Here is a 24,611-nt window from a genome sequence, read left to right on the forward strand (position 1 = left end):
CTTACATTAACTTCCCAACTTACTTAAAGGAGATTATCAAGCTATGCAATAAAATTATCAATCACCCATTCGGGTGAAAGAAAACTGCCATACTGTATAACGTAAAACACTATCTAAGTTTATTTAACTCATTTTATCTATATTCCAAATTTATAAAATAATTTTTAGTGTATTGATGCACGGTACCCGACGATAACGCATCCTGAATTGGCCACCACTTGAACTCTACGTGCTGCCCATCCGCAGTTGGTAGCGCAAAATTGCTTGGCACATCAATTCTGTACGCCATAACCACATAATGTGTTGAGATGCCTATATCGCCAGCAAAACAATCCTGATAAAAATGTTCATATGTGCCATAAAAAGTTGGTTTTAGCCCACCGCATAAAATATGTGTTGCTAGATCCAGTTCACTAGTTATGATTCGTGAAAGCGCAGTTTGTATTGGCTCATTCTTGAGTATTCGTCCTCCAGGAACAAACCAAAATCCCTGAGCAGGACGGTTGTTCCGCAAACCCAACAATACTTCATGACCGCCTCTCATCACAATCAGGTCAATTGACACCAGCGGTGTAACGGCAACAATTTTTTTAAAAGTCTGTGTATCAAGCATTGCAGAACATTAGATGCTTCTCGCACTAATTAAAATCAAATAGATGATCAACATGTAAGACTCCTAGCATATGCACACATGAAAAATAAAACCTTCAATTTTTCATAAAGATGTATGTTAATTACTTAGTCCTGAAATTTCTTTATACCAAGTAACTGCGCGGTAATTGCCAATATAAAAATGGAATTGGTAACCAGATAGCGCCTCCATAAGCGTTTGGGATCAGAAGCCAAGCGATGAAACCACTCCAGCCCAGCATTTTGCATCCATAGCGGTGCGCGTTTGGTTGTACCCGCATGGTAATTAAAGGCCGCACCAACACCAATCATCACGGCATTGATTTTGCCACGATGCTGAAACATCCACCGTTCCTGGCGAGGACAACCCAAGCCGATAAATACTACATTAGCTTCGGAAGCATTCAGACGTTCAACAACCTCATCATCTTCTACCGCAGTTAATTCACGAAATGGCGGTGAATACATGCCGACAATCTGCAATTCTGGAAAGGTCGTTCTTAATTTAATCTCAAGAAGTGAAAGTACCGCATCTGTACTGCCATAAAAGAAAACCTTATGGCCTACCTTTTCGGCTTTATCACAATACTTCCACATCAGGTCAGGGCCATTTATCCGTTGTTGTTCAGAAAAGCCCAGTTTGCGCAATGTCCAGGTCACTGGCATACCATCAGAAGTAGCCATATCGGCTTCATTTAAATCATGGCGGTGATCATCTTCTAGCAAGGCAGTTACAACAGAATGGACATTGCAAAGGGTGACATACCTTGATTCTCGGTTTCTTGCCCAATCGCAAATGGTATTAATAGCATCTTCCCAAGATAAAGCATCTATATGACTACCAAGGATATTGGCACCATTCCGAACATTAATTGTCATTGCAAAACTTTATATTATTAGTTAATTGAATAATACTCCAACCTACTAGTATTTACAAAAAAACGATATTATCATTTGCTGCCAGCCCTGAAGCCAATAAAACTTAAAGTTCAGCGCGATTTGCAGTAATAGCCTCTTTATAAATCTCAAACAGCATTGCATAATTGCGTTCAGGGGTGTATCTGGATTCATATTCTGCGCGAGCTGACTTGCCCATTTTTACCATTTCATCAGGATGCGCCTCAGCCCAATTCAATTTTTCAGCTAAATCCTGCGCATTTCCAGATTCAAAAAGCAAACCAGTTCTACCGTCCTCTATAATTTCCGCCAGCGCGCCTATGCGGCTTGCAATCACAGGCAAACCGCAAGCAAATGCTTCCACAATAGTCCTTGGAAAGTTTTCATACCAAATACTTGGCAAAACAAGATAAGAAGATTGTCGCATCTTGGCTAGAATTGTATCCAAAGACTGAAAGCCAAGATAATCAGTGCCGAAAGAAAACTGCGCAAACGACTCAAGCTCTCCTCCACCTATGATCTTAACTGGGTTTATTGGCAGCAATTTAACCGCTTCAGCCAAGACATCTAGCCCTTTTTCCTTTGATAAACGCCCAACAAACAAACCACCCTGTCGCGCTTCCCAATCTGGAGTATTAAGGTTATCAATAAAATTCGGTTTTACACTAAACTTATCTTTAGGCAGTCCACCCGCTATAAATTTGTTTCGGCAAAAATCATTTAATGCAATATAGCGAGTCACTTTGTTGCGATAGCTGCCAAGCCCTCGATGTAATGTAATCATGCCTGCAAGCACTATTGATGCGGCTGTGGAATTACGATAGCACTTATGCACTACACCGCGCCATGGCAAATGCCCGAAACAATCTTCACACACCTGACCATCACGCATGAACAAAGCACTCAAGCATAAAAAGCGAAAATTATGCAAAGTTTGCACTATGGGAATACCAGCTTTTGCCGCTACCCAATAAATAGCGGGGGAAACGAGCGGGAATGTATTGTGCACATGAATCACATCCGGGCGAAACTCGGCAATTCTAACTTCAACATCTTTAGTAGTTTGAGTTGACCACAATGTCTGCCCAGCCACAGCTAACATAGAAGATGAAGCGACATCATTGTTATGCCTAAAATAAGGTTCAACTTCGTGACCATACGACCTGAGTAGCGCGATTTCAGCATCCACTACAGAGTCTTCACCTCCACGATGTTGGTAGGCGTTGTGAGCAATTAAGATGCGCATAATTAAATTGACTCAGTTTCGTTCAATGTAAATCAAGATGAGGCGATTCAGTTTTAACAACCAGTTCACATGAGCCATCACGGGAGCTATGATCAAAATCTATAATGCCTGTGCTGGTGTTAACCAAACGTTGGCGAGTTTCGAATTTGGTACTGAGTAAACTATATTTATTCTCAGTCATGTTCAATCCGCCCAAATCTGCGAGTGTATTAAAAATGGTCAAATCTGTACTCAAGGGACTTTTCGTATTTTGGCCTATAGCACTCTCTAGCTGAGGCCGACTAGCACTAAGTTCTGGCGAAACCCAAATTAATCCAGCTGTGTGAAAATTCGTATCTGTATCGTTACCATGCCCTAGTATTTTGCAACCATTTTCATACAAGCCTTCCCCATGGTCGGATACATATACCATGGCCGACGGCTTCCTGGTGTGCTCTAGCTGTTTAATTAACTCATTCAAAAAATAGTCAGTATAAAGAATAGAGTTATCGTAGCCATTCACCAAAGTATTTCGCTGACTTGGATTGTACTTACCAGAAGCACCATCAATTTGATCCGGCTTAAAAATTCGAAATTCTGGCGGGTAGCGCAAATGGTAATCCCAGTGACTACCTTTACTATGGATTACTATGAACTTCTTAGGTGATTTATCATTAATTACTTTATCAATATCTGGCAACATCTCCCCATCAAAAACAGCATCTACATCACCCCGAACAGCAAAATTAAAACTCTTTCGTTGACCTGCCTCCCCTATATGTAACGCCATTTCTTTTAGACCATCCTGATTTGCCACCCAATAAGTAGAAAAACCAGCATCATTAAAAGCAGCGAGTAGTGATTTTTCTGGAAAAATGCCATTATAGGTAGCAGGCTTGCGGGTTATGAATAATGGAGTTGAGTATGTGGTCAGTGTCCATGGTGTAATGAGGTTAGTCATAAAATGAACATCTGATCTATTACCTAGTTTAGGTGTGGTATTTCTGGCATAGCCATTCATTCCCCAGTGATCTGGCCTCGCACTTTCTCCAATCACAAGCACCAGCGTCAGATCTAGAACTGAGCTTGATGCACCAAAATGGTGATGTTGAACTAACTGCTTATTCTTAAGACCTTCAATATGACTTTTTGCGTATGATAATACTCTGTACCCTATTCCTACAGGAAATGAGTTAGCCAAAGTAAATTGACGCAAGGGCAGTGGTGCCCCAGGTTGATATCTAGACACCTGCCAGCAAGTTATAATAATTACAAATAGCGTTAAGCCAATAACTTGAAATCTCCTAGGCACAAGTAAAACGGGCCGCAAGTCTCGAATCATCCAAATTGAAGAACCCGCCATCACCAGCAGCGACACAAATAAAATTAGCCATAGTCCAGAAAGAAACTGCTTTGATTCTTGCCACGAAGTTTCAGTCAGCAATGCAACAACAAATTTAGTAGAGGGGTATCCATAGGTATAAATGAAATAACATTCAGCAGGAACAATCAATAGAAATGGGATGGTTAACATCACCAATACGCGAACATTCGAGACAATTACAGTCAACATTACCCAAAGCATTATGGACTGCAATACAATCCAGAATGAAAACCAAAAATCCCTGCCCACTAATAACAGCAATATGTTTGGCAACATGACCAAAGCCGTCAGAAAAAAATATCGCGTGTACGCTTGTTTATCTAAAATATTTTTAAGCTTATTTTGTACCATCCACACCCTTAACACTTAACTTATCGCACAACCTCAATTACTAAGGACAATCCACCTGAACTGGTTTGCCGACCAAGTCTTTCATCAATTCAGATAGCTCCCATTGTTGACCAAGCCTATCGAGACGTGCAATCCAAGCTGAATCTACTGGTCGAGTAATGACATTAGAATTTTTATCTTGAGAAACCAGATTTTGCCAAGCATTGAGCGCAAGATCTGTCGGGCGCACCCGGTTTGGCCACCAACCAAGCGAAAAGCCTGTTTCGTGCCTTGTGCCAATCAATACATTCCAATCTGACTGATTATCGCGAATATCTGAAGGTAAAATCACTGCCCCACCTTTGTTCCAAGCAATAACGTTACCACATAATGTATTGCTCTTAGGGAGTAAATCCAGCTTACCTGAACCATCCCGTCTCCCTTCGTCTACAACTGCAATTCCTTCCAAGCCATTACCAACCACAATGTTACGAGATACGCGATTGTTTGAACTATGTGGCAGATATATACCTCTTTGCGCATTTAAAGCAACAATATTGCCATCAATATTACCCCCGTAGCTAGCTTCATAATGAATACCAAAACCCTTGTTACGTAAAATCACATTAGATTTAATTACATTGTTACTCGGCCCCCAGTCAAACCACAAACCATCCCCAAGGTTATCTTCCACGCGATTGCCAATCACCCTTGAATCACTAATTCCTTTATCGCCCACAAACTTAGCCCCACCAGCTTCCCACCATTTATTAAAGCCACGCGTGTTATTTTCATATATACGGTTATTCTCAATGTTGATGAACGATCCTCTTGCGGCTAAACCAGTTTGACCACATCGCCCCATGCTGCTATTGGTAAGCGTGATGTTTTCGCCTCTAAGCCCAATACACCCCGCATCCATATCACTCACATCAATATGCTCAATCCGTATATTTTTGCCTCTCAACATAACGGCCTCACCACGGCTTAAAGTTGAAGTTGTAGAATGCTGAAAAACGATATTTTTTAGCAAAATATTCTCAAGGTTATTACCATCTACCAAAAACCTTAAAACACTCACTTCCACGACCTGACCAGTCATAGATTGACAATTGCAGCGAATATATAGTCGCTTGGCGCGGATGTCATAAAAAAAACTATCCTCTGGCATGCTGGTGGAGTCACCGTTCACTCTACCCGGCCAGATGCCACCTTGACTTGCATGTAATTTAGCTAATTCGTGGTTTGATAAAGTAGGAAATCCTCTGAAAATTGTGCCGCCTATCTGTTTAAGTGCAACGCCATTGATATACACCTGTTGAGGTTCAGTTTCCAAGGGCAGAGTGAAAAAGCCTTTCTGAGTTGCATCTAATTGCCAACCAGAGACAATTTTAGATCCCTTTATAATCACACGTTCATCGCCATCAGTTTGGCCTTCAATCACCGTCTGCATTTCTGCCGACCAGTCTCTAGTAGGAAATAAAATAGGCTCCCGATAAACGCCAGGCGCAATCGATAGATGATCACCTGCTTGCATCTTTTTCATAGCGGCACCGATTGTTTTGAATGGTGCTGTGGCCAAGCCAATCGCCGCATCATTAGACTTAGCATGCCTAGGATTGACAAATCGATCAGCCGCTTGCGCCATAGGTGCAGCTAGAACAAGCAATATTAGTGCCGTTAAAGAACTAACATTAATTTTTTTCAGCATCATAAATTCACCTTTTGGATATTACTATCTGCATTTCCTGATACTCTTAGTGCAGCAATTAACACACCAACTGGCGCCCAAAATGCCCATGCATTATTGGGTGAATTCAGTATAGGATTAAATGCACACACCACAACACCTGAAAAGGTTAAACAAAAAAGCGCATGCAGATACGGCACTAAACTGGCATCGAGTTGCTTCTCTGGATTTAGAGACAACAAATACCAACGTCTAATCAAAAGTGCAAACACTGAGGCCCAAAGCAGAAAACCGATTAACCCGCCATTGGCTAGAATGTCTAATGGATCACTATGCGTCGGCAAGACTTGTGTACTTGTTGCAACAGTAAAAAGTTCAAATTTTTCTGTTGCGGCACGTGTATAGCCATTACCCCAAATTGGGGAACTTAAAAATTTATTCCATGCAATTTCATAAGTATGCAGCCGATATTCCGGGTTACCTGTCGGCAAGGTAGACTTCACATATAAATAAACTAAACCAATCACTGTGGATGATATAGTCGAAACAAGTGCCACTCTAATCCAAAACATCCATCTCACAAAGCCATCTTTAATGGTCTTAGCATAGCCTATGCCACCCACAATAAAGAAAAACAAAAACAACAATAGTGCAATCATATAAGCGGTATTTTTGTGCCCAGCAAATGCTGCAATGGCGATAAAAAACACAACAGCAAGTTTAGCTAATTTTGATTTGGCAAGAAAATACAATATTGCCACCCCTGCTAAGGCTAAATGTTCTCTTGAATGAAATACTGCCATGCTTCCATACTTAACGAACTGCATTGAAATAGAGATAAGTGCCCAAAAAAGATAAATAAATATAATACCTTTAATTAATTTAACGGGATTAGCAGACCCTCGAACAAACCAAGCCATCAATGGAGCAGTCATGGCATAGAGTCCCAAAGCAAGAAAGCTATTTTCTATCCCGCTCGCAAATCGCGCATATAAACTACCTATTGTTACAAAAATTGCGAACACCCAAATAATAAAACTCAATTTTTTATTGCCTGATGACTCTTTAACCATATTTATATAGGGTTTATTTTTAAACAGTACACCTCCAACAAATGCAAGTATAAAAGCTGGAGTAATAGCAATAATCGGGAAATGTTTAATGCCCGCACCCCTATAATCCAACCGCCAGTCAAATGGATCGATAGCCCAATAAATGGCAAGCCAGATACCAAACAGAAAAAAATAATCTGTCATCATGAGTTTTAGCTCATATTTTTTTATAGGCTGACTATCCATTCATCCATCTCCATTCATGTTCATAATAATGCTAGTTGCATAGGCATTAAATTTTCAATCAGGCTGAAGCAAATAAGAAAAGATATTAAAAAAAATTGCATATTAAACTCCACGTCCTAATAGCACCCAATATTTTCGTTGTAAAATCAGATTGAAATAAGCCGATAATATTGGATTATTTGCATCATATTGCTTGTCTGAATCCACATAAAATAGCATCAAGTCTACTAGGTATATTAGCAATAGCTGCCTGACTACGTTAGAGGTCCAATTGACTTCTGGAAAGGTTCTTTGCAGGTATACCAAGGCAGGCGAAATAAGAGATAAAGCATAAGCTGGAGTTAGTGTATCAGTCCGCCACCGTGATAACGCACGCTGAATAAGATGAAAATGAAAAAAGTCATAAAGTGGGTTTGCACCCTCTGCGGCGTATTCCCAATCAAAAACAAATATACCAGAAGCGCTACATCTGATATTCCAGGGAGAAAAATCTCGATGCGCTAATACCGTCGGAAGCCTAACCTCCCCTATTTCAGATATAACTTCTTCTGATACTGAATGCAGTTCAGCATGCGCCGCCGCGCCAAGCACGATTGAGAGTCTTTCAAGTGCTGATTTGGTAAACTTTAATTCTAAAGAATCCGCGTAACTCACCCATTGTACAGTTGCATGACCGAGATCATATAGAAATTGCTCATGCTGAATATTTAAACTTGCAGATGTTTTCAAGAAAGGTGCGACAGAAGTGGTAAAAAATGATCGGCCTGCCAGTGTTACACCACCACTTAACCTAAGCGGCACCATGCCATTTAGCGCAGCAATAGATGATAAACGTTGCAGGCATGCTGATTCTGCTTCTACCATTGCATCAGCTGCATTACCCACCGCCACCTTGGCGTAAAAAGCGGGTGAGCCATTTTCTTGAATCGCAATTAAAGACATTTTTTGATAAGGTCCTACTGAACCTTGCCGCATGGCAAATACTAAATGTTCTGAATTGCCCACAACTGACTCTGCAATAGTTTCAGTCAAAGCCACGGCATCTTTAATCGCACTCCATTCTTCACCAAATCCTTTGCTAACTTTACGTCCTACCCCCATGCAATTTGCCAGTGAAATTGCGTAACGCTGCCACCGGTTAGATAAGAAAAAATTTAGCGCATACTGTTGCGTAGCATAAGCAGCTACTGGAATAAACAAGGTTCTTTTTTGCCCAAATGCCTTCCAGCGAACATCGTTATTTTGAGTTTGTACGCTAGCATTTTGTGCTTCACGATAATGTGATTGTTCTTTCAAAGCCACTTTCTCAGCGCCCATTATGCTTGGCATGGGTAGCGTGTGCATCAAGCCAAGGTAAGAATCGCTCAGGCACGCTGGCACCGTAACCACCAGCCAAAGCCTTACTGACAGCGCGTATTACACGAGCAAGCACATACTGCATGGGCCGAACAAAACCAATATGCGCAAGACGACTCCCACGCGTGCGTATTTTAAGGTCTTCTAGCCTGCCTGCTGGTTTCATGCTTCTGGTTTTTTGTTCTGGGTAAAAACGCATGCATGATAGATATTGCGGAATATGAGCAATTTCAGTTTTTTCAGAAAAACGCGCCCAAAGGTCACTGTCCATTGCCAGATTAAAACTATCATCAAGCCCGCCTACCTCTTCATAAAGCCGCTTACGCCAAAACATTGAAGGTTGCGGAATGTAGTTGTGATCATGCAAAAACACAAACTGGTTAAAGTTCATTTCACGCTTGGCACGCAATGGTTTACCATCAGCATCTATCCAAAGTGCATCGCCATACAAGGCATCGACGTCTGGATTATTGAGAAAAAACTCACCGACCGCCTGCAATGCTCCTGGTAATAACAAGTCATCTGAACACAACCAGCCTTGAATCTCGCCTTGCGCATTTGCAAAACCTTTCTTTAAGGCATCAGTCTGCCCTGCATCTTTTTCTGACACCCAATAGCTTAATGATGATGAGTATTTTGCAATAATGTTGGCGCTTTCATCCTGTGAACCGCCATCTACTACAATATAATCAAGTGACGAATAGTTCTGATCGAGCACTGACCTCATAGTCGCGTCAATAAAGCGTTCTTGTTGATAAGAACAGGTTACCAACGAAATAACTGGCAAAGTACTAGTCATTAATGCATTTTCCTTATTACAATCAAATGATGATCTTTGAACAAACCCAAGGAGTAAATAGAAGGGTTACGACTACCATCGCCTTCTAAGCCGCGCATTGCACTATAAAGTTTGGGGGATAAAGCATACGTACATTGACCAAATAACTTAATCAGGCTTCGCTTAAACCCGATGTCTGCATAACAGAAATTAGTGACCTCGACTACTTCTCCACCCAGCTTATGAGTCAAATTTTTTATAAATTTCTGACTTGGGAAAGACACATGCTCGGCATTAGTTACATACCAGAAGCGTGATTTGAATATATGACGCCATGCAAAACTGCTTGGATTTCCTGTAGAAATAATAAGGAAACCATTTGGGTTAAGTAGTTGAAATGCTTTATTGAAGAAATCTACAGGATCAAGCAAATGTTCAACGACGTCAATTGACACAATGCAGTCAAATTTCATTTCTGGTGCTATATCATTGATAGTCGCCCCCAACACATGAATACCCTTGTCACCAGCCCTTACTGCGGCAGCCTGTGAAGCCTTCGGGCTTCGTACCTTGACAGGCGAAACCTTGTCACCAGCCCTTACTGCGGCAGCCTGTGAAGGTTCCACACCAAATTTATCATAACTGGGTGAAAATGCTGCCAGAAACTGCCCTGCATAACATCCAACATCAAGAATCTTGCCTGATTCAAGCACATGGCTGATTGCTGAATGTACAAGAATCTGGTCTTTACGTAAGGCATCATCTTCCCAGATGTCAGAATTAACAGACTCGTAAAGCGCTAAGTAATCGCTTTCAGAAAGGACTGGATAACGGAACATGGAATCACAATCACTGCAATGCCACAACTGGCCGCCGGAGATTGGAAAATCCGTAATACGGCCAGCAAACATATCGCTAACTGCAATGCCGCCAAGAGAATCACATGAAGCATGTCCACAGAATCGGTATAAAGGTTTAAAATTGCTAGTAACAGCCTCTATTTTGTCTTTTTGAGTAACCTCTAACATGCTTCTACCTGTTTAAGATTTTTATTAAAACGTCATGTACGATCATAAATTTCAGAGTATTGTCTAGCTATTATTTCCCATGACAACCAGTCTTCAGGATCTTGATAATTATCAGCAACATACTCCGTATCCATACGCCGCATCGCAACCGACAATTCTTCAGGAGTTGGATTAAAAACATATCCCCAACCACGATTCTCCATATTTGAAATAATATTTGCCTGATGACTTATCAATAATGGTTTTTTAAGAGCCAGCGCTTCTCGAATCGGCCTTGGGGGGCCATCATACCTTGTCGGATAAACAAATGCCTTACATTCCTTTATTAGCGAAAACTTTTCTTCCATCGAAACTTCGCCAAGGAAATGTACCATACCAGATATATTCAACTCTTGAATACGTTGATGAATCAATTCATGACTGCCTTGCCAAGACTTACCAGCAATCACCAGTGCGCTAGCTCCTCCATTGGCAAGATAATGTGCATAACCATCAAGCAGAACATCTATCCCTTTATGAAAATACCCTAATCGCCCAAAAAAAAGAAAGTACTCACCTTTAGGCCTTAACTTTGAGGTGTTTATTTCACTGGGGATATCTTCATAATAAATGCCTAATGGCGCTTCCATGATTGGGGCATTCGGAGTAATGGCACGGATTGATTTCACTTCACTTTCAGAAAAAGCGTGAACAATTACTGCATTGGAAAGCATCCACTTACCTACTGTATTGATAAAAAATGATTTCTTTTTACCACTTACAGTCAGTGCGCGAGATTCCAGTTGGCCTAAAGGCGACAATATATAAGGCTTGCCTGACATCCTAATTATTTGCATTAAAAGCGGATATAGCGGAAAGAAAAATCCAAAAACATGAACAACATCAACCTCTCTTAGGGCCGCCCTAAGGGGTTTGATTAATGCCAGCTCATCAAAGCCAAGTCGACCTTGAATGGCAGGGTCTTGAGATGGCGGACAGGTTGTTATTTGATGATGTGTATGCTGAGTGAGTTCTGTATAAAGTCTATTGATATCTCTAACATAACCATCATGACCAAAAAGGTGCGGATACAATAAACAAACACGCATAAATTAATTCCTAACCTTACTAAAATACCATTAAAATGAATTGAAACTTGCTTTAAAAATTTACAGGCTAATTGTTTTTTTATATATATTTCTACGATAGAATAAATACAGGTGAGATACAGACTGCCCTAATATAAGCGCTAATATGACTGCACTACCACCAATCAAATATACTCCTAGCACCCCTGTACCAATAGCTACCAGTGCCATGATTAGACTAGCACGAGCGATATCTGCTGTTCTATGCGTCGCACGGCATGCAAAAAACTCCAAACGATAAAAATGACTTAGCCATATATATACTGCTTGAAGAAATACAAATAATGCATAAGGGCGATATGTATCGCCATATATTAAACCTAACAGTGGCTCAGCAAAAAAATAAAGCCCTACAACCACAACTCCAAACAGCACTCCTCCAATCCACGCCAGCCGTGAAAGGAAATGATACATCTCTGGCAAGCCACCTTTTTTCAAATGTGTTACTGCACGGACTGGAATTACATTTTCCATCCACTGAAATAATACATTTACAGGCGCAACTAGATTAATGCTTGCACGCAAAGCACCTACAATCTGCGGCCCGAGTACCCCACCACCAAACAAAGCTAAACCCTGACTGCCAGCCCATTGCAATTGCCATGCAACAAAAAAATCACGGCTACCACGCCAATGGGTTTTTATAACGAGCAAGGCTTGCTTGAAGCTTGGTACAATGTTTTGAATAGTTATAATCAATAATGCAGACAGAAAGAAAACTACTGCCATTGATAAAAGTGCGCTTGACGGGGTTAGTGCATTTTTATAATATAGAATTGCCAGGCTCGCTAACTGCCCTCCATAAGCAAGCAAATCCAGCAAGAAAACCCGGCCAGTTTGGTGTAATGCATAAAGCGCGCGTCTCAGCCAGTCTTGAAGTTGAAAACCAATAATCGCCAGTAAAAGTGGACCAGCATTTGCGCCTAAATGTAGTGAGGCTACCATCACACCCAATAAATAAGTCACTATAGCAATACCAACCACACTTAACATAATCAAAATCAGCGCATACCCAAAAAACCCTGACAGCAACTCTTGTCGCTTAGTTTCATCAGTTTCATGAGGTATTGCTGTCATCATGGGAGAGATTACCAGTGATGATTGAAATGTATTAGCGTAAAAAAGAAATGTTGTCGCTATAATATATACGCCGAAAACCTCAACGCCAAATGTACGGGCTAATATAACGCCTATGACAAAATTAACTCCACTAACCAACACCTGATCAGCCAAGGCAACCCAATGAGATGGGATTTTTTTGATAATTTGATTAAGAAACAACATCAACTTACTTAATCAAGATTTTTCTAATATCTGATTGACACCAACAACCACATTGCCGTCGGCAATGTCCTTTGTGACAACAGCGTTGGCACCTATAGTGACATTATTACCAATTCTCACTGGGCCGAGAATTTTTGCACCTGCACCTACATAGCAATTATCCCCAAGAATTGGCGCCCCCACAGGATCGATTAAACTTTTTCCACCCATTGTGACTTGTTGCATCACGATAGTATTATCACCAATAACAGTCTCACTATGAATAACGATGCCATATGGATGAGGAAATACGATTCCTCGTGGAATACTACAGAACACGTCACTACCAAGCACAACACAAATCAACCGATGTAAACGAGGGTAAGTTTTTCTTCTTTTTGTAGCCCAAATAAGCAACTTAGCAGCGGCTGGATTTTCTATATTCATTAGTACTATCCTAAACAATCTACGTGAGCTTAATCTTACAAATCTGTGACGTTCGCTCAATTTTCAATTTCAAGAAAGCGGGTGGGGCAATTATAAAGCTTGGGACTGATTATTAGGTATATTTAGGCGGGCAAATAAGTAAAGCGATCAAATAATTAAAGGTACCAATAAATTCCAAATTTAATCCCTAATCGATGAAGACCGTTTTTAACAAAATACCGTAGGTTTCCTAATAATGAACTATGTTGTTTACCATCAGTACCACCAACTCCTTCGTATCTTGGTAGTTCTTCAAATTGTCCCCATTTATGGCCATCTGAAATTGCTCGGCAAACACGTCTGAGCATGGCATGCTCTATGTAGGCACCTTGCTTATCATTCACCTCTTTGCCAAGACCAAGTAGATAAGCATCAAACAGTTCTAATTTAATAATAAAAAAACGTGCGTCTACAAAATCCAAGGGGCTTCGAAATGAAATTGCCCAGTCACTACCTTTGTTAATCGTCTGCTCAAGTAGATGCCTTGCGTTGCTTACAAAGAGCCTGCCTGTCGATTTAAGTATGTAATCGTATCCGGAAATTAAGTTGTTATGGAAACATTCGTCAAACATTTCCGCTTCCCCAGCGCCCTTGCCTGAATTTGCAACTAGGCTTTTATCACCATTGAACTGAAATACTCGAATTCTGTTTCCAGCATTCATCAACACTATCCAGTCTCTCAGTGATTTCAGATCGTATCCAGAGTTTTCACAAAACAGGATATCTACTGGAAGCGATTTAAATTCTTGCCACCAGCGCTCAAGTGCCTTCAAATAGTCATTTAACCTAGCCTCTGGATTAGCACGTACCACATCCACCATCGGCGAAACTGTGGCGGTTAGTATAATTAGAGTTCGCTTTGTGGTTTCCATTGACACCTCAGGACTGAAAAAATGGTTATGTTACTTATTGTTAATCGGCAAATTTGGAGAAATAGACTTTAATTTCCCCCATAGTAGATACAATAAAATTGTTCCAGCAATAACCTGGTTAAAAATCATTCCAAATAGTACTCCGTAAAGACCAAGCGCATTGACCAAAGGCACACTTAAAGCTAATGAAATAAAGGCTGTAGTCATTGATGTCCAAAAAAATGGATGGGTAAATTCGATTGCACCTAATCCCACCTGCAGGGGCAATGTTAATGATGTTAACAAATACGACAGTGCAAGCCATTTAAAAATGTAACCATAGCCAGTAAATTGCTGACCATAAACTAAGCTGAGCCAGAATTCAGGAGCCACCGCAAGTATAACAACGACAGGAAAAGTAAATAGAAAACATACCCAGGCAGATTTTTTTAAATATCTAATAAGATTGTTCCTACCACCATGATGAAAGCGGCTTGCAGCTTGTCTTGGAAGTACATTGTTTAAAGCAAGAAATACAACCTGTGTGACTGCAAACAAATTCTGCGCCGCTCGCAAATACCCAACACTTGCTGCACCTAATACTGCAGCAGCAGTGATTAGCAATGTGTTACCTGTTGTCCAGGCCAGTGCTGCAGATCCTACCAACCATTTTGAAAACTGCCAGTGTCGTTCAGCAATATCTTTAAGTCCTTTAATTCCAAAAGAAATGCTTCCAAAAAAAGGGATTGCAGCAATAATCCCAAGTAATGAAGTAACTCCGCATACCCAAAGAGCAACTGTCACATCGAACTTAAACAGTTTAAAAAGTATAAGAATAGTCACCACTTGACCACAGTAACTTACTAGATCACTTATAAAGGCTGCAAATGGCTTACCGATAGTAAAAAAATAACGTCTTAAGAAGTCTTGTACCTGAAAAAATATTGCCGCTAACGGTAGTGCATAAATAAACCTGTCGACAGCCAAATCTGGCTTAAAAACGCCACCAACTTTTATCCCAATTAGCAAAATAATAAAAAATATCACCGCCAGAATTGCTTGCAAAACAAATACAGAACCATAATATTTAGGACTATCCTCATCTGATTGTTTTGGCCCAATATTCATCATTGGAGAAGTAATGATTGCAACCTGAACCGAGTTGCTCAGCAAAACAAAGACCCAGGCCATTGAAAATAGCCCAAATTGCTCTGGCCCAAGAAAACGTGCTAACAAAAGTCCGGTTAGAAAGTTCATTCCACTGACCAATGCTTGATCAGCGAAAGCCCAGCCGAAGGTGTTTAACCGACTTTTAAACATTTGGTATTAAAGACATATTTGTTTAAATTTATTTGATTAAAATATTAGCCTAAGTAAATTTTAGGCATTATTATTTGTGAAAGCCTGTTCAATTGGCATATACACTCTTTCCACAGTGGCATCCCATGATGATGCTATGGCCTTAGCCTTCGCCCCAACCCGAAATTGCTGCATTAATTCAGGTGAGCTTGCAAAATCGGTTAAAGCATCTGCCAGCCTTTTAACAGTAACCTCCTGCATTACATCTCTCGCTTCAATTGCGCGCCCACACGTGTCATCCACCATCACGCCTGGGCCGCCTAAGTTTAAACACAACACAGGCAAGCTTTGTGCAAATGACTCTAACACTACATTGCCGCTTGAATCATGCAAACTGGGGAATAACAATACATCGTGTTCACGATATTTCTCAAATAAGTCAGCTTGGTTTAATTGCCCTGTAAATGTTACTTTGTCAGCTATGCCAAGCGCGCTTGATTGTGCTTGAAAATATTTTAAAAGCGGGCCGTTGCCTACAATCGTAAAAGTAGCATCAATACCTTTTTGCTGCGCTTGTACTATTGCCATCAGGGCCAAGTGAACGCCTTTCCAACTGATTAACCTACCCGCATATAAACACCTAACTTTACCTTTAATTGGCGCATGTGAGTTTTTGCTTATGCGCTCTGGAGCAATGCCTATTTCAAGGGAGACCAAACTTTTTAGTCCCATCTTAGCAACCCAGGCCGCGGTTTCTGGGGTTTTGCTTACCACGACCGTTGACTGCTTTAAACACTTGCGAAGTGCTGGGTTTAATATAGATAACTCGTTGACTATAAAGCGCAAGTATTCGCTTATTCTTGCCTTGAAGCCTGGCATTCCTCGCACCAAGTCCCACGGCGCAGATTCACCACCGCCCACAGGGCCAAAAATACAGGGAATACCTAATTTGTACATTTGGGTGGGTTGCCGCCAAACACCAAAAGTTAAATGTTGCGTTACATCAAACTGGTGCGTTACATGTGCATCGCGAGCAACTTGCAAAATGCCTCTTTGCCATAACGAATAGTATAGATGTACGCCTAGTCCGTTTTTCTTCCAGCGCATTATCCAGTTTGGTGTGTCGTAATATAAAAAATGTAGATTTGAAGTGTACGGCTCACCTAATCTCGCTAGTTCTAACTCGATAGATGCTTGATTATTCATGCGGGTAATCACCCAAACTTGATGTCCACGGCGCACCAGTGCCAATGACCAGTTCCAGCCCACGCCTGGCTCTGAACCTTTGTTTGGCTCGCAAGCATAGGCTGAAAGTAGTATTTTCATTACTACGCCCTTTGCCTTAGGAGAATGGCAGTGCGTTTAGCTAATGCGGTTAATATTGGGCTAATGGCGTTGCAATAAGTTTGCTCTAGCGAGCCGCCAGTATTTACCAAATGTGCATTAGGTAAACTTTTTGCCAATGAGCGATAACGGCTGGTGAGCATTTCTGCCGAGGCTAAATCCAACTCCCCTTTGCGGCTTACCAGCAGTGCAGCGGGAGCATCCAGCACTAGCCAAATATCTGGCTTTGGCACCAGTTTTACAAATAACTTTGCAAGCCAAAAACCTTCTGGCAGGCGATAGCGTTTCGGGTCTACTAGCATGTCATAAAAGTGACGATCAAAAATAATAAGCGTAGAACGTGTTTTTGCCGGGTAAATAATACGTAAATAGCCTGACCAGTAATCCAGCGTAAAAAGTATCATTTTAGCAAAACTGGCTAGCCAACTACGTGGCGGGGATGCATGAGGGTCAGTCACCATGCCACCAACCCCTTGTTGACCAAAATGCGGCCTCAGGTGGAATCGCTTTACTTTTCGAAAAGCGGGGGCGAGTTCACGCTCTAAATGTTCTATTACAGTAGTTTTTCCGCTGCCATCAGGCCCTAATATGGCTATAACCAACCCTGTTGGTTGCAAAACACGGCGTATACGACGAAATAGCTCGCTTACATGATTAGTTAAACGGTCAAAAGTTGACTCTCTGGTTAAGCTACTTGCAAGCATGGCTTGCAGTTCGTTACGCTGGTTTGCAAACCATGCTAAATCTAAACCTGCTATGGCTTTAGAAATCACTTCTAACTTTTCTGCTGGTATTAGCCTTGTAAGCACTATGCGGCAGCCTACAGGGTCTTCTTGCAGCAATGCTGCCAGCCTTTCAAGATGGCGCAACTCAACCAACCTCTTATCTATGCGTTTCACAAAATAGTACTCAAACTCAACCGCAGCAGCTGGCACCCAAAACCCTGCGGGCGTTTGACGACGCGAACTCAGCACGAATTCACTGCGTAACCATAACCGACCCTGCCGACGATAACTTGCAGCGGCATCCGGGTGTAGGTAAGCAATACGATCACCTACCTGATTGGCTAAAATATAGTAACTGGCAGAGGTTTCATGCTGAAGCACCTGAATAAGGCGTGCGCCTGGTATATTTTGCGGGTTGAGGAAAAGCGAAGATAAGCGCGAAAAATCGGCATCAGACACCATAAAATCCACATCGGAATCAATAGTATTTGGATAGCCTTGGTAGCCAGATAAAATCACATAGCGTAACCCTTGATTCTCCAGAGTTTTGCAAAAGTCATTAAACATCTGCTTACGTGTTGCTAGAACCGCTTGTGTTTTCTTGGGTTCAGTAACAACACTCATTAATAACTTACCATAAATATTTTTGAACTCATCTTCATTTTTTTCTTTTATTTTTATATTCCCAATACTTCTGACTTTAAACTACGCCAAAACACTTTTGATATCAGAATTTTTTATATTTAGTGATATCAATCTTAATGTGCCACACTTTACTTTAGCAACCATTTTGATAGTCATGCCAGACACTGCTGGCAAGTCGGAAGACAGCCTTACAGCTTCCCTGTTAGTTTAATTTTTGTTGTGGGTGTCACTGCATTTAGCAATTCGTTGATGAAAATATTTTGTAGTTGATACGCTTCATTACGGTCACTAGAAAGTGAAGATACTCTTACTAACATCCCATCTGGTACATTTCCAGTGAGGCCGTACTTGAGTTGTGCTATTTTTCTGCTTATACCAGGTAAAGTGGCTTTATCGCCAATCGTAATCCAATAGGTTATAGGCTCAACCCTGGCACCCTGCGTTGCTTCAAGTCGCCTAACTGCAATCTTACTTGGCGGTACCGTCAGAAATTCATCAGAAATCTTTTTTAATTCAAAACCTTGCGCCACATAACAATACTCTGGCCTATGAACTTGCATTTCATCACTACCCTGATTGCCTCCATAGGACATGGATAACATGACTCTTTGCCCAGAGGAATTTACATAAGTTCTGGATAAAATCTGGCTATACAGCTTATCAAGTTGCTGTTTCACATCCGGGCTAACTTGAACTGGGATGATTGTTTTGTCTTCTTGCCAATCTCCAAACTGTTTAGGAATCATTGTTTCCAGATTTACCTTAGGTCCATCATCTGCAATTCTGTGCGTGGGCCGCAATATAAGTGCCAAATAGGCCGCCAACAACATTACCAACAGGAGAATAAAGTTTCTATGCAAAGGTTTCATATATTACGGCCTACCCGCTACGCCAAGCTGGCCTTTTCGAATTTTGTCAATGTAATGCAATGCAGAATCAACACTCATAATCAATGAGAGTGCAACAATGAACAGCACCATGCCAGCAAAAGCATGTACAAAGCCCTGCCCTGCTGCATCGCCAAAATAGTAGGTCACCAGTGTGAGCACAATCACACGAATTACATTGGCAGCAAAAGAAATTGGCACGATAAGTATGGCTAGCGTGATATTGCGAAACAGCGAATCATGCTTAACCAAGTTAAGGTAGAGCAGCCCTAAAGCTTCAAGCGAAATGAGCGTATGCATGCCAGCACAAGCATCGGCCACTAATAATTGATATTGGCCAATTTGTAAAATCACACCTGTACGTGCAATAGGGTAACCAAACCAGTACAAAACATGCTCGGCAACAAAAGAAACGGCCATTTTCATTGGCATCGTCACCGCTGAAATAAATACACCAGGCAATGGAATCATGAACAGAATAAAAAACAGCGGAAACCACATTAACTTAAGCACTGACATACCGCGTGTAATTAACAGAATTCCTGCAAAAATAAAAATCTGAGAACTTATTTCAAGGATGGGAATATCTTGCGAGCGCCCGACCACATAAAACAACAAACCAAAAAAGAGGCTTATACCGCCCAGCACAGGCCAGGTTATGGCCGCTGGATTTGGGCGCAAATGCTCACGGTTTTGCCAAAAGAGAAACAATATCACCATCAGTACAATCGGGCCGTGTTGCTGATCTTCGACATTCCATAAGCCCGCATTGAGCCCGTAATAGGTTGGCACGTAAAGTACAATGAGACCAACGATAACTGGCCACCATTCGCACAACCAATCAGGCAAATTTTTATAATAATGAGCTAGAGAATTGGTCACGTCTGCCACTAATAATCGTTAATAACTGCACCAACCACACGCGCACCTGTCACGGTAATTTGATTCCGGACTTCAGTAAGATCTGCAAGGCGTGTGTGATTGAGTCGCGAAACTAGAAGTGCGCCGCCGCAGCGCGCAACAGTAACCTGCGCATCTGCCGTAGCAGTAGCTGGAGAAGTGTCCACAAGAACTACATCATATTGACTGGAGGCTTGATCTATAAAATAGGTAAAGCTAGCACGATTAAGCAACTCTTGCGGGTTTGGAGGTGTAGTACCTGCCCCAAGCACCGAGAGGTTTTCGAAAAACTCTACCTTATTGATCACATCCATACCTGCACGGCCAGCAATAATATCGGAAAGTCCGCGACTTTCTTTTAGATTAAATATCTTGTGCTGGCGCGGATCTCGCATATTTGCATCAACCAAAAGTGTACGTTCACCTAACTGTGAAAACATGATGGCTAAGTTAGCAGTAAGATAGCTGACACCTTCTCCTGCGTTGGCACTGACAATAGCCAGCGATTTATTGTCTTCATTAAACCAGCGCATCATGAGCTGGCTGCGTAATGCGCGCAAAGCCTCGACTTGCTGACTGAATGGCTGATAGGCCGCCACAAGATCGTCACTATAATTACCCTGCCCAGCCTGCAGGTAAGGGTAGTTAAACTGCAGGGCGAGCACCTGGTGTATATCTGCATCACTAATCAGCCCAAGCTTTAGTGCCGCATCGCCAAATAATAAGCCGTGTTCTTGCTGGGCTTGCAGGATTTTGTCTGTGTCTTCAGCTGAAATTTTGCCAAGCTGAAGCAGTAATCTGCCGATTTTACCTGCGCGCGCTGAGTTAGTGCCGATTACAGTATTTAAAGTAGGAACATTATTATTTTGCATAATTACTCTTCCTCAAACTGCTTTGAGGAGTCGACGTGACGAATGAGAAAGAAGTCTTCCGCTTTTTTTGGAAGGTTTATTTCCTATGATGGCGAATACTGGTACTTCAAGCAATTCGCTGATGTCGTCACGACTACGCACACGTCTATCCAGCATTTCCGCAAGCAGCGCAAAAAGGAAGCCCAAGATAGTGCCAATGAAGATGGACAGCAGTACATTAAGTAGAACTTTTGGTCTTGCGGGGCCCCGTGGTGGAATGGCCGGATTTAACACCGCAACATCGGTTTGATTGGCATTACCTTCAATAGTGGCTTGCGTGAATCGCTGACTAGAAGCATCCATGGCACGCTGGGCATTTTCTACATCACGTTGCAGCACTGATAGTTCATCCCTTAAGAGGTTTAGCTTAAGCACACGAGTCTTTTGTTCAGCCAAGGCTGCTCTAAGTTCAGCCTCTCTTTGCTGGTATATACGTGCACTACCACCAATACTACTACTTACATTACGTGTTTCCTGCTGCAATAAGCCCCTAAGTTTATTCAGTTCTGCTTTTGAAGCTTGATATTGCGGGTGACTTAAGCCAACACGCTGAGATAACTCAGAAAGCTTGGATTCCGCACGTGAAATCTCGACCTTTAAATTCTGTACTATTGGATTGGCCGCGACATCTGGCGATGATTGCGCATTGTCACTAGCGCTGCGTTGGCGTGAAGTAGATTCATAAGCCAGCGTCTGCGCCACTACCAACTGTGAAGACAACTCATTGAGACGGGAGTTTTCTACATCCAGATTACCCACTATATTGGTCAGCCCTTTTTCCTGCTGATATTTTGATATTTTAGCCTGTGCCGTTTCTAGGTTTGCACGCAGCGTTCTGGTCTGTTCACCCAAAAAATTTGCCGCCTTTTGTGCAGGCTCGACTTTAAGCTGCACACTGGTTTGCACATAGGCATTAGCAAAGGCATTGGCTACACTGGCCGCAAAATCTGGATCTGCACCGTCGAAAGAAATTTCAAGCACGCTACTTTCACGCGATGGCTTTACTTCAAGTCCTTTTAGCAGTCGATCGGCAAACCATGCATGAATATCGCCCTTGCCTTCTGTTGCCTCCTGAAACTGCGCTTGAGCGATAGGACTTTCGGTGAATTTAAGCTGATCAACAACCTTAATAGCAACATTGCGGCTGGTGATAATATCAATCTGTGTGGCCATGTAGCCCGGCATTAACTGAGCTGGCAGAACAACACCAGTCACAGGATCCATACCCTTATAATTAAGCACCAATGAGGTCGTTGCTGTATAAGATTTAGGTAGCAACATATTGATAGCGAGTGTAGTAAACACTATCAGGCAAAATGTGATTAATATAATCCAGAAACGAGCTTTCAGGATGAGTAAAAACTGAGTGAAATTCATATACGTTCCTAAAACAGACTTTCTTGTATGTAAATTACATCATCCTGCAATACAGGGTCGGTCAGTGCAGGTTTTACCACTACGGTTTCACCTTTATCGTTGCGGCGATTTAATTTTATGTTGCGTTGCGTACCGCGCAATGTAGTACCGCCCCCTTGAGCGAGCGCCTGCATGACTGTCATGCCTCGTACTATTCGATAAGAGCCTGGACGTTGTACTTCACCATAAATATAGAACATAGGCGCATTGGCTACATAGATGCTATCACCGCTGGTCAATTCAATATTGGCGCTGTTATCACCTGTACGAAACAAGCTATCCACATCTACATCAAAGCGGTTGATTTTGCCATCTCGTACGGTAGTCACTGTGACAGTATCTGAGCCTGTAGGAGTGATGCCACCTGCAACACTGAGAAAATCCGACACGGTGCGGACTCCTCCAACAACAGCATATTTACCAGGGCGAAGCACCTGACCCATTACCGAAATATCACGCGAATGAACGAAAACGACCTCTCCACCTGAGAGAATAATACTTTTTAAACCATCTGCTTTGCCGACAATCTTTTGTAAATCGTACTCTGTCTTGCCAGAAGCATTGGTAACAGTGACCAAATCAGAGCCATCTGGCGTCACACCACCAACAAGCGCGAGCAAGTCTGCAAGATTTGTTGTACGTTCCAATGGATAGCGTCCAGGTTTAAAGACACTGCCAAGCACAGAAACCAGTTTACTTTGGAATTGCGTGACTAAGAGGTTAACCTGCGGATTCTTAATGTACCCGCCTTTTTCCAGCATACCTGCGATTCTCTTTTCGGCAGAAAACGTAGAAATGCCACCAATCTTAACCTGCCCAATCAATGGAAAGCTAATCGAATCAGCCTCTGAAATCCGTGTTTCAAGCGTTAGGTCAGGATTGTTAAACACAGTAATCCTAACAACATCACCAGCACCTAAAATATAGTTAGGCTCTTGTGCTGAAGCTGTAGGTAACCAAGCACCCATTACCAAAGCCATCATACAAAGTAGAACGTGTTTCATTGAGTCACCTAACATATTTACTATTCGAGCATATTAGCAGAAAAGGCATTCGTCATACGTTACCAACTGCCTCCTGATTTGCTTATAGTCCAGATAAACCCTTTTCAATATGGCTCTCTACCTTACCATCACCTGCTGGTTTCGCAGCTTCACCCGGCTTAGCAGGCTTTGCTAAAGCTGGATCTGCAGGTGTAATTGGTTTGGTAGTTTGCTGAGCTGCACTAGCATCAGCATTAGGCTCAAATTTTTTGTTAATATATTCAATCTTTGCGGCGCTGCGTGTACGCGTCATTTCAACTTCTGCGGCTTGTTTGCGCTTTTGTCCAGTTAGTATCCGTTCAATCAGTGGTTTTGCATCCTTCTCGGAAATTGGCACTTCTTTAATCTCAATCAACCGGCCAGCCACTGTACGACCGCTGGAATTGATAAAAATAAGATCGCCAACAACCATTTTACTGAGCTTATCCAACAGCTCTGGCGGCAGAGTTTCAGCCGCATGCGCCGCCTTTGTTCGGGCAGATTTGATTTGATTTGCATCCAACCATTGAGTAACATCATCCAGCGTTTTGGCTGAATCACTCAAAGACTCAAGTTCTTTAGTTTTACTTGCATCAACTGCGAAAACCACCTCTTCCATCACATAAATCTTGCGGTTCGCAAAAATATCGGTGTGCTTGGCATGGTAATCGGCAATCTCTGCCTCTGTAGGCTTAGCCAGTGAAGATGCCTTCTCTTCAAGATAGGCTTGAGCAAGAATTTGCAACTTGGCATTTTCAATTGCTTGCATTACGCGAGGATTGCGATCCAACTTGGTTTTAAGTGCTTCCTGCACAAGGATCTGACGATCTACCAGTTTCTGCGTAATCTGTTTTCCAGCTGCCTCCTGCTGATTAGGTTGCACATTCGCCCGCTGAAGCTCATTGTTAAGTTGGTGCACAGTAATTTCATCCCCGTTGACACGTACGATAGTCTGACTCGCTTTTTCTTCAGCGTCTTTTTTTCCACAAGAAGTCATTAGCCCTAGAATAATGAGCATCAATACAAACTTGCCTACACGACCGAATGGTGTGGCGGCTAAAAATTTAGTTTCGTAATACATTTTGCGTATCCCTTTAAAAACTTAAAAACCAGTCCTGA

General features: G+C 42.0%; 22 protein-coding genes. All 22 read right to left on the minus strand.

Translation table 11 applies throughout. From position 1 onward, the window contains the following. Window positions 1-133 precede the first annotated feature (133 nt). Window positions 134-613: a GDP-mannose mannosyl hydrolase gene (locus Q8J82_RS08440; RefSeq protein ID WP_304891832.1), complete on the minus strand. Its 480-nt coding sequence runs from the start codon at window positions 611-613 to the stop codon at window positions 134-136. 125 nt (window positions 614-738) lie between these two features. Then, a complete protein-coding gene (locus Q8J82_RS08445; RefSeq protein WP_304891831.1) occupies window positions 739-1,509 on the minus strand; it encodes a WecB/TagA/CpsF family glycosyltransferase in 771 nt (256 codons plus the stop codon). A 103-nt stretch (window positions 1,510-1,612) separates the two neighbouring features. Further along, a complete protein-coding gene (locus tag Q8J82_RS08450) occupies window positions 1,613-2,773 on the minus strand; it encodes a glycosyltransferase (RefSeq protein WP_305252815.1) in 1,161 nt (386 codons plus the stop codon). Window positions 2,774-2,795: 22 nt separating this feature from the next. Then, window positions 2,796-4,487 carry a phosphoethanolamine transferase gene (locus Q8J82_RS08455; protein WP_305252813.1) on the minus strand — a complete coding sequence of 564 codons (1,692 nt, stop codon included), beginning with the start codon at window positions 4,485-4,487 and terminating at the stop codon, window positions 2,796-2,798. A 40-nt stretch (window positions 4,488-4,527) separates the two neighbouring features. Continuing rightward, complete coding sequence (locus tag Q8J82_RS08460; protein WP_305252811.1) at window positions 4,528-6,180, minus strand: right-handed parallel beta-helix repeat-containing protein; 1,653 nt, start codon at window positions 6,178-6,180, stop codon at window positions 4,528-4,530. Next, on the minus strand, window positions 6,177-7,454 hold the full coding sequence (locus Q8J82_RS08465; RefSeq protein WP_305252810.1) for an O-antigen ligase: 1,278 nt from the start codon (window positions 7,452-7,454) through the stop codon (window positions 6,177-6,179). Before Q8J82_RS08465 ends, Q8J82_RS08460 begins: the two co-directional genes overlap by 4 nt. Before the next feature lie 102 nt (window positions 7,455-7,556). Then, window positions 7,557-8,783, minus strand: a complete 1,227-nt coding sequence (locus Q8J82_RS08470) for a phosphotransferase (protein WP_305252808.1) — start codon at window positions 8,781-8,783, stop codon at window positions 7,557-7,559. Beyond that, window positions 8,761-9,609: a glycosyltransferase family 2 protein gene (locus Q8J82_RS08475; RefSeq protein ID WP_305327487.1), complete on the minus strand. Its 849-nt coding sequence runs from the start codon at window positions 9,607-9,609 to the stop codon at window positions 8,761-8,763. Before Q8J82_RS08475 ends, Q8J82_RS08470 begins: the two co-directional genes overlap by 23 nt. After that, on the minus strand, window positions 9,609-10,616 hold the full coding sequence (locus Q8J82_RS08480; protein ID WP_305328123.1) for a bifunctional 2-polyprenyl-6-hydroxyphenol methylase/3-demethylubiquinol 3-O-methyltransferase UbiG: 1,008 nt from the start codon (window positions 10,614-10,616) through the stop codon (window positions 9,609-9,611). Before Q8J82_RS08480 ends, Q8J82_RS08475 begins: the two co-directional genes overlap by 1 nt. Window positions 10,617-10,648: 32 nt before the next feature. Next, window positions 10,649-11,704 carry a glycosyltransferase gene (locus Q8J82_RS08485; RefSeq protein ID WP_305328124.1) on the minus strand — a complete coding sequence of 352 codons (1,056 nt, stop codon included), beginning with the start codon at window positions 11,702-11,704 and terminating at the stop codon, window positions 10,649-10,651. Window positions 11,705-11,764: 60 nt separating this feature from the next. Beyond that, window positions 11,765-13,027, minus strand: a complete 1,263-nt coding sequence (locus Q8J82_RS08490) for a lipopolysaccharide biosynthesis protein (protein WP_305328125.1) — start codon at window positions 13,025-13,027, stop codon at window positions 11,765-11,767. 12 nt (window positions 13,028-13,039) lie between these two features. Continuing rightward, the gene (locus Q8J82_RS08495; protein ID WP_305328126.1) at window positions 13,040-13,453 is read right to left on the minus strand and encodes a serine acetyltransferase; all 414 of its coding nucleotides are present in this window, start codon (window positions 13,451-13,453) and stop codon (window positions 13,040-13,042) included. A gap of 155 nt (window positions 13,454-13,608) precedes the next feature. After that, entirely contained in the window at window positions 13,609-14,364 is a 756-nt protein-coding gene (locus Q8J82_RS08500) for a hypothetical protein (RefSeq protein ID WP_305328127.1), read from the minus strand. Window positions 14,365-14,394: 30 nt separating this feature from the next. After that, a complete protein-coding gene (locus Q8J82_RS08505; protein WP_305328128.1) occupies window positions 14,395-15,663 on the minus strand; it encodes a lipopolysaccharide biosynthesis protein in 1,269 nt (422 codons plus the stop codon). A gap of 60 nt (window positions 15,664-15,723) precedes the next feature. Further along, window positions 15,724-16,968, minus strand: coding sequence for a glycosyltransferase family 4 protein (locus tag Q8J82_RS08510; RefSeq protein ID WP_305328129.1), 1,245 nt, complete (start codon window positions 16,966-16,968; stop codon window positions 15,724-15,726). A gap of 2 nt (window positions 16,969-16,970) precedes the next feature. After that, a complete protein-coding gene (locus Q8J82_RS08515) occupies window positions 16,971-18,335 on the minus strand; it encodes a hypothetical protein (protein ID WP_305327482.1) in 1,365 nt (454 codons plus the stop codon). Window positions 18,336-18,544: 209 nt separating this feature from the next. Beyond that, window positions 18,545-19,225: an exosortase-associated protein EpsI, B-type gene (gene epsI / locus Q8J82_RS08520; protein ID WP_305328130.1), complete on the minus strand. Its 681-nt coding sequence runs from the start codon at window positions 19,223-19,225 to the stop codon at window positions 18,545-18,547. A gap of 3 nt (window positions 19,226-19,228) precedes the next feature. After that, window positions 19,229-20,125 carry an exosortase B gene (xrtB, locus tag Q8J82_RS08525; RefSeq protein ID WP_304908962.1) on the minus strand — a complete coding sequence of 299 codons (897 nt, stop codon included), beginning with the start codon at window positions 20,123-20,125 and terminating at the stop codon, window positions 19,229-19,231. An 8-nt stretch (window positions 20,126-20,133) separates the two neighbouring features. Further along, window positions 20,134-21,015, minus strand: coding sequence for a chain length determinant protein tyrosine kinase EpsG (gene epsG / locus Q8J82_RS08530; RefSeq protein ID WP_304908961.1), 882 nt, complete (start codon window positions 21,013-21,015; stop codon window positions 20,134-20,136). A 12-nt stretch (window positions 21,016-21,027) separates the two neighbouring features. Continuing rightward, window positions 21,028-22,431 (minus strand): chain length determinant protein EpsF, encoded by a 1,404-nt coding sequence (epsF, locus tag Q8J82_RS08535; RefSeq protein ID WP_304908960.1) that lies wholly within the window; start codon window positions 22,429-22,431, stop codon window positions 21,028-21,030. An 8-nt stretch (window positions 22,432-22,439) separates the two neighbouring features. Next, window positions 22,440-23,474 (minus strand): SLBB domain-containing protein, encoded by a 1,035-nt coding sequence (locus Q8J82_RS08540; protein WP_305328131.1) that lies wholly within the window; start codon window positions 23,472-23,474, stop codon window positions 22,440-22,442. Between the two features lie 82 nt (window positions 23,475-23,556). Further along, window positions 23,557-24,573: an EpsD family peptidyl-prolyl cis-trans isomerase gene (locus tag Q8J82_RS08545; RefSeq protein WP_305327280.1), complete on the minus strand. Its 1,017-nt coding sequence runs from the start codon at window positions 24,571-24,573 to the stop codon at window positions 23,557-23,559. Between the last annotated feature and the right edge of the window lie 38 nt (window positions 24,574-24,611).

It is taken from the genome of Methylotenera sp., assembly GCF_030684185.1.
Taxonomy (GTDB): domain Bacteria; phylum Pseudomonadota; class Gammaproteobacteria; order Burkholderiales; family Methylophilaceae; genus Methylotenera.

Excerpts from the sequence above, each read along its gene's own strand:
- Q8J82_RS08465 (WP_305252810.1), bottom strand. The coding sequence starts at position 7,454 with ATGGATAGTCAGCCTATAAAAAAATATGAGCTAAAACTCATGATGACA.
- Q8J82_RS08500 (WP_305328127.1), bottom strand. The coding sequence starts at position 14,364 with ATGGAAACCACAAAGCGAACTCTAATTATACTAACCGCCACAGTTTCG.
- Q8J82_RS08460 (WP_305252811.1), bottom strand. The coding sequence starts at position 6,180 with ATGATGCTGAAAAAAATTAATGTTAGTTCTTTAACGGCACTAATATTG.
- epsF (WP_304908960.1), bottom strand. The coding sequence starts at position 22,431 with ATGAATTTCACTCAGTTTTTACTCATCCTGAAAGCTCGTTTCTGGATT.
- epsI (WP_305328130.1), bottom strand. The coding sequence starts at position 19,225 with ATGAAACCTTTGCATAGAAACTTTATTCTCCTGTTGGTAATGTTGTTG.
- Q8J82_RS08540 (WP_305328131.1), bottom strand. The coding sequence starts at position 23,474 with ATGAAACACGTTCTACTTTGTATGATGGCTTTGGTAATGGGTGCTTGG.
- Q8J82_RS08475 (WP_305327487.1), bottom strand. The coding sequence starts at position 9,609 with ATGACTAGTACTTTGCCAGTTATTTCGTTGGTAACCTGTTCTTATCAA.
- Q8J82_RS08545 (WP_305327280.1), bottom strand. The coding sequence starts at position 24,573 with ATGTATTACGAAACTAAATTTTTAGCCGCCACACCATTCGGTCGTGTA.
- epsG (WP_304908961.1), bottom strand. The coding sequence starts at position 21,015 with ATGCAAAATAATAATGTTCCTACTTTAAATACTGTAATCGGCACTAAC.
- Q8J82_RS08455 (WP_305252813.1), bottom strand. The coding sequence starts at position 4,487 with ATGGTACAAAATAAGCTTAAAAATATTTTAGATAAACAAGCGTACACG.
- Q8J82_RS08490 (WP_305328125.1), bottom strand. The coding sequence starts at position 13,027 with ATGTTGTTTCTTAATCAAATTATCAAAAAAATCCCATCTCATTGGGTT.
- Q8J82_RS08480 (WP_305328123.1), bottom strand. The coding sequence starts at position 10,616 with ATGTTAGAGGTTACTCAAAAAGACAAAATAGAGGCTGTTACTAGCAAT.
- Q8J82_RS08495 (WP_305328126.1), bottom strand. The coding sequence starts at position 13,453 with ATGAATATAGAAAATCCAGCCGCTGCTAAGTTGCTTATTTGGGCTACA.
- Q8J82_RS08445 (WP_304891831.1), bottom strand. The coding sequence starts at position 1,509 with ATGACAATTAATGTTCGGAATGGTGCCAATATCCTTGGTAGTCATATA.
- Q8J82_RS08440 (WP_304891832.1), bottom strand. The coding sequence starts at position 613 with ATGCTTGATACACAGACTTTTAAAAAAATTGTTGCCGTTACACCGCTG.
- Q8J82_RS08450 (WP_305252815.1), bottom strand. The coding sequence starts at position 2,773 with ATGCGCATCTTAATTGCTCACAACGCCTACCAACATCGTGGAGGTGAA.
- Q8J82_RS08515 (WP_305327482.1), bottom strand. The coding sequence starts at position 18,335 with ATGAGTGTTGTTACTGAACCCAAGAAAACACAAGCGGTTCTAGCAACA.
- Q8J82_RS08510 (WP_305328129.1), bottom strand. The coding sequence starts at position 16,968 with ATGAAAATACTACTTTCAGCCTATGCTTGCGAGCCAAACAAAGGTTCA.
- Q8J82_RS08505 (WP_305328128.1), bottom strand. The coding sequence starts at position 15,663 with ATGTTTAAAAGTCGGTTAAACACCTTCGGCTGGGCTTTCGCTGATCAA.
- Q8J82_RS08470 (WP_305252808.1), bottom strand. The coding sequence starts at position 8,783 with ATGCCAAGCATAATGGGCGCTGAGAAAGTGGCTTTGAAAGAACAATCA.
- Q8J82_RS08485 (WP_305328124.1), bottom strand. The coding sequence starts at position 11,704 with ATGCGTGTTTGTTTATTGTATCCGCACCTTTTTGGTCATGATGGTTAT.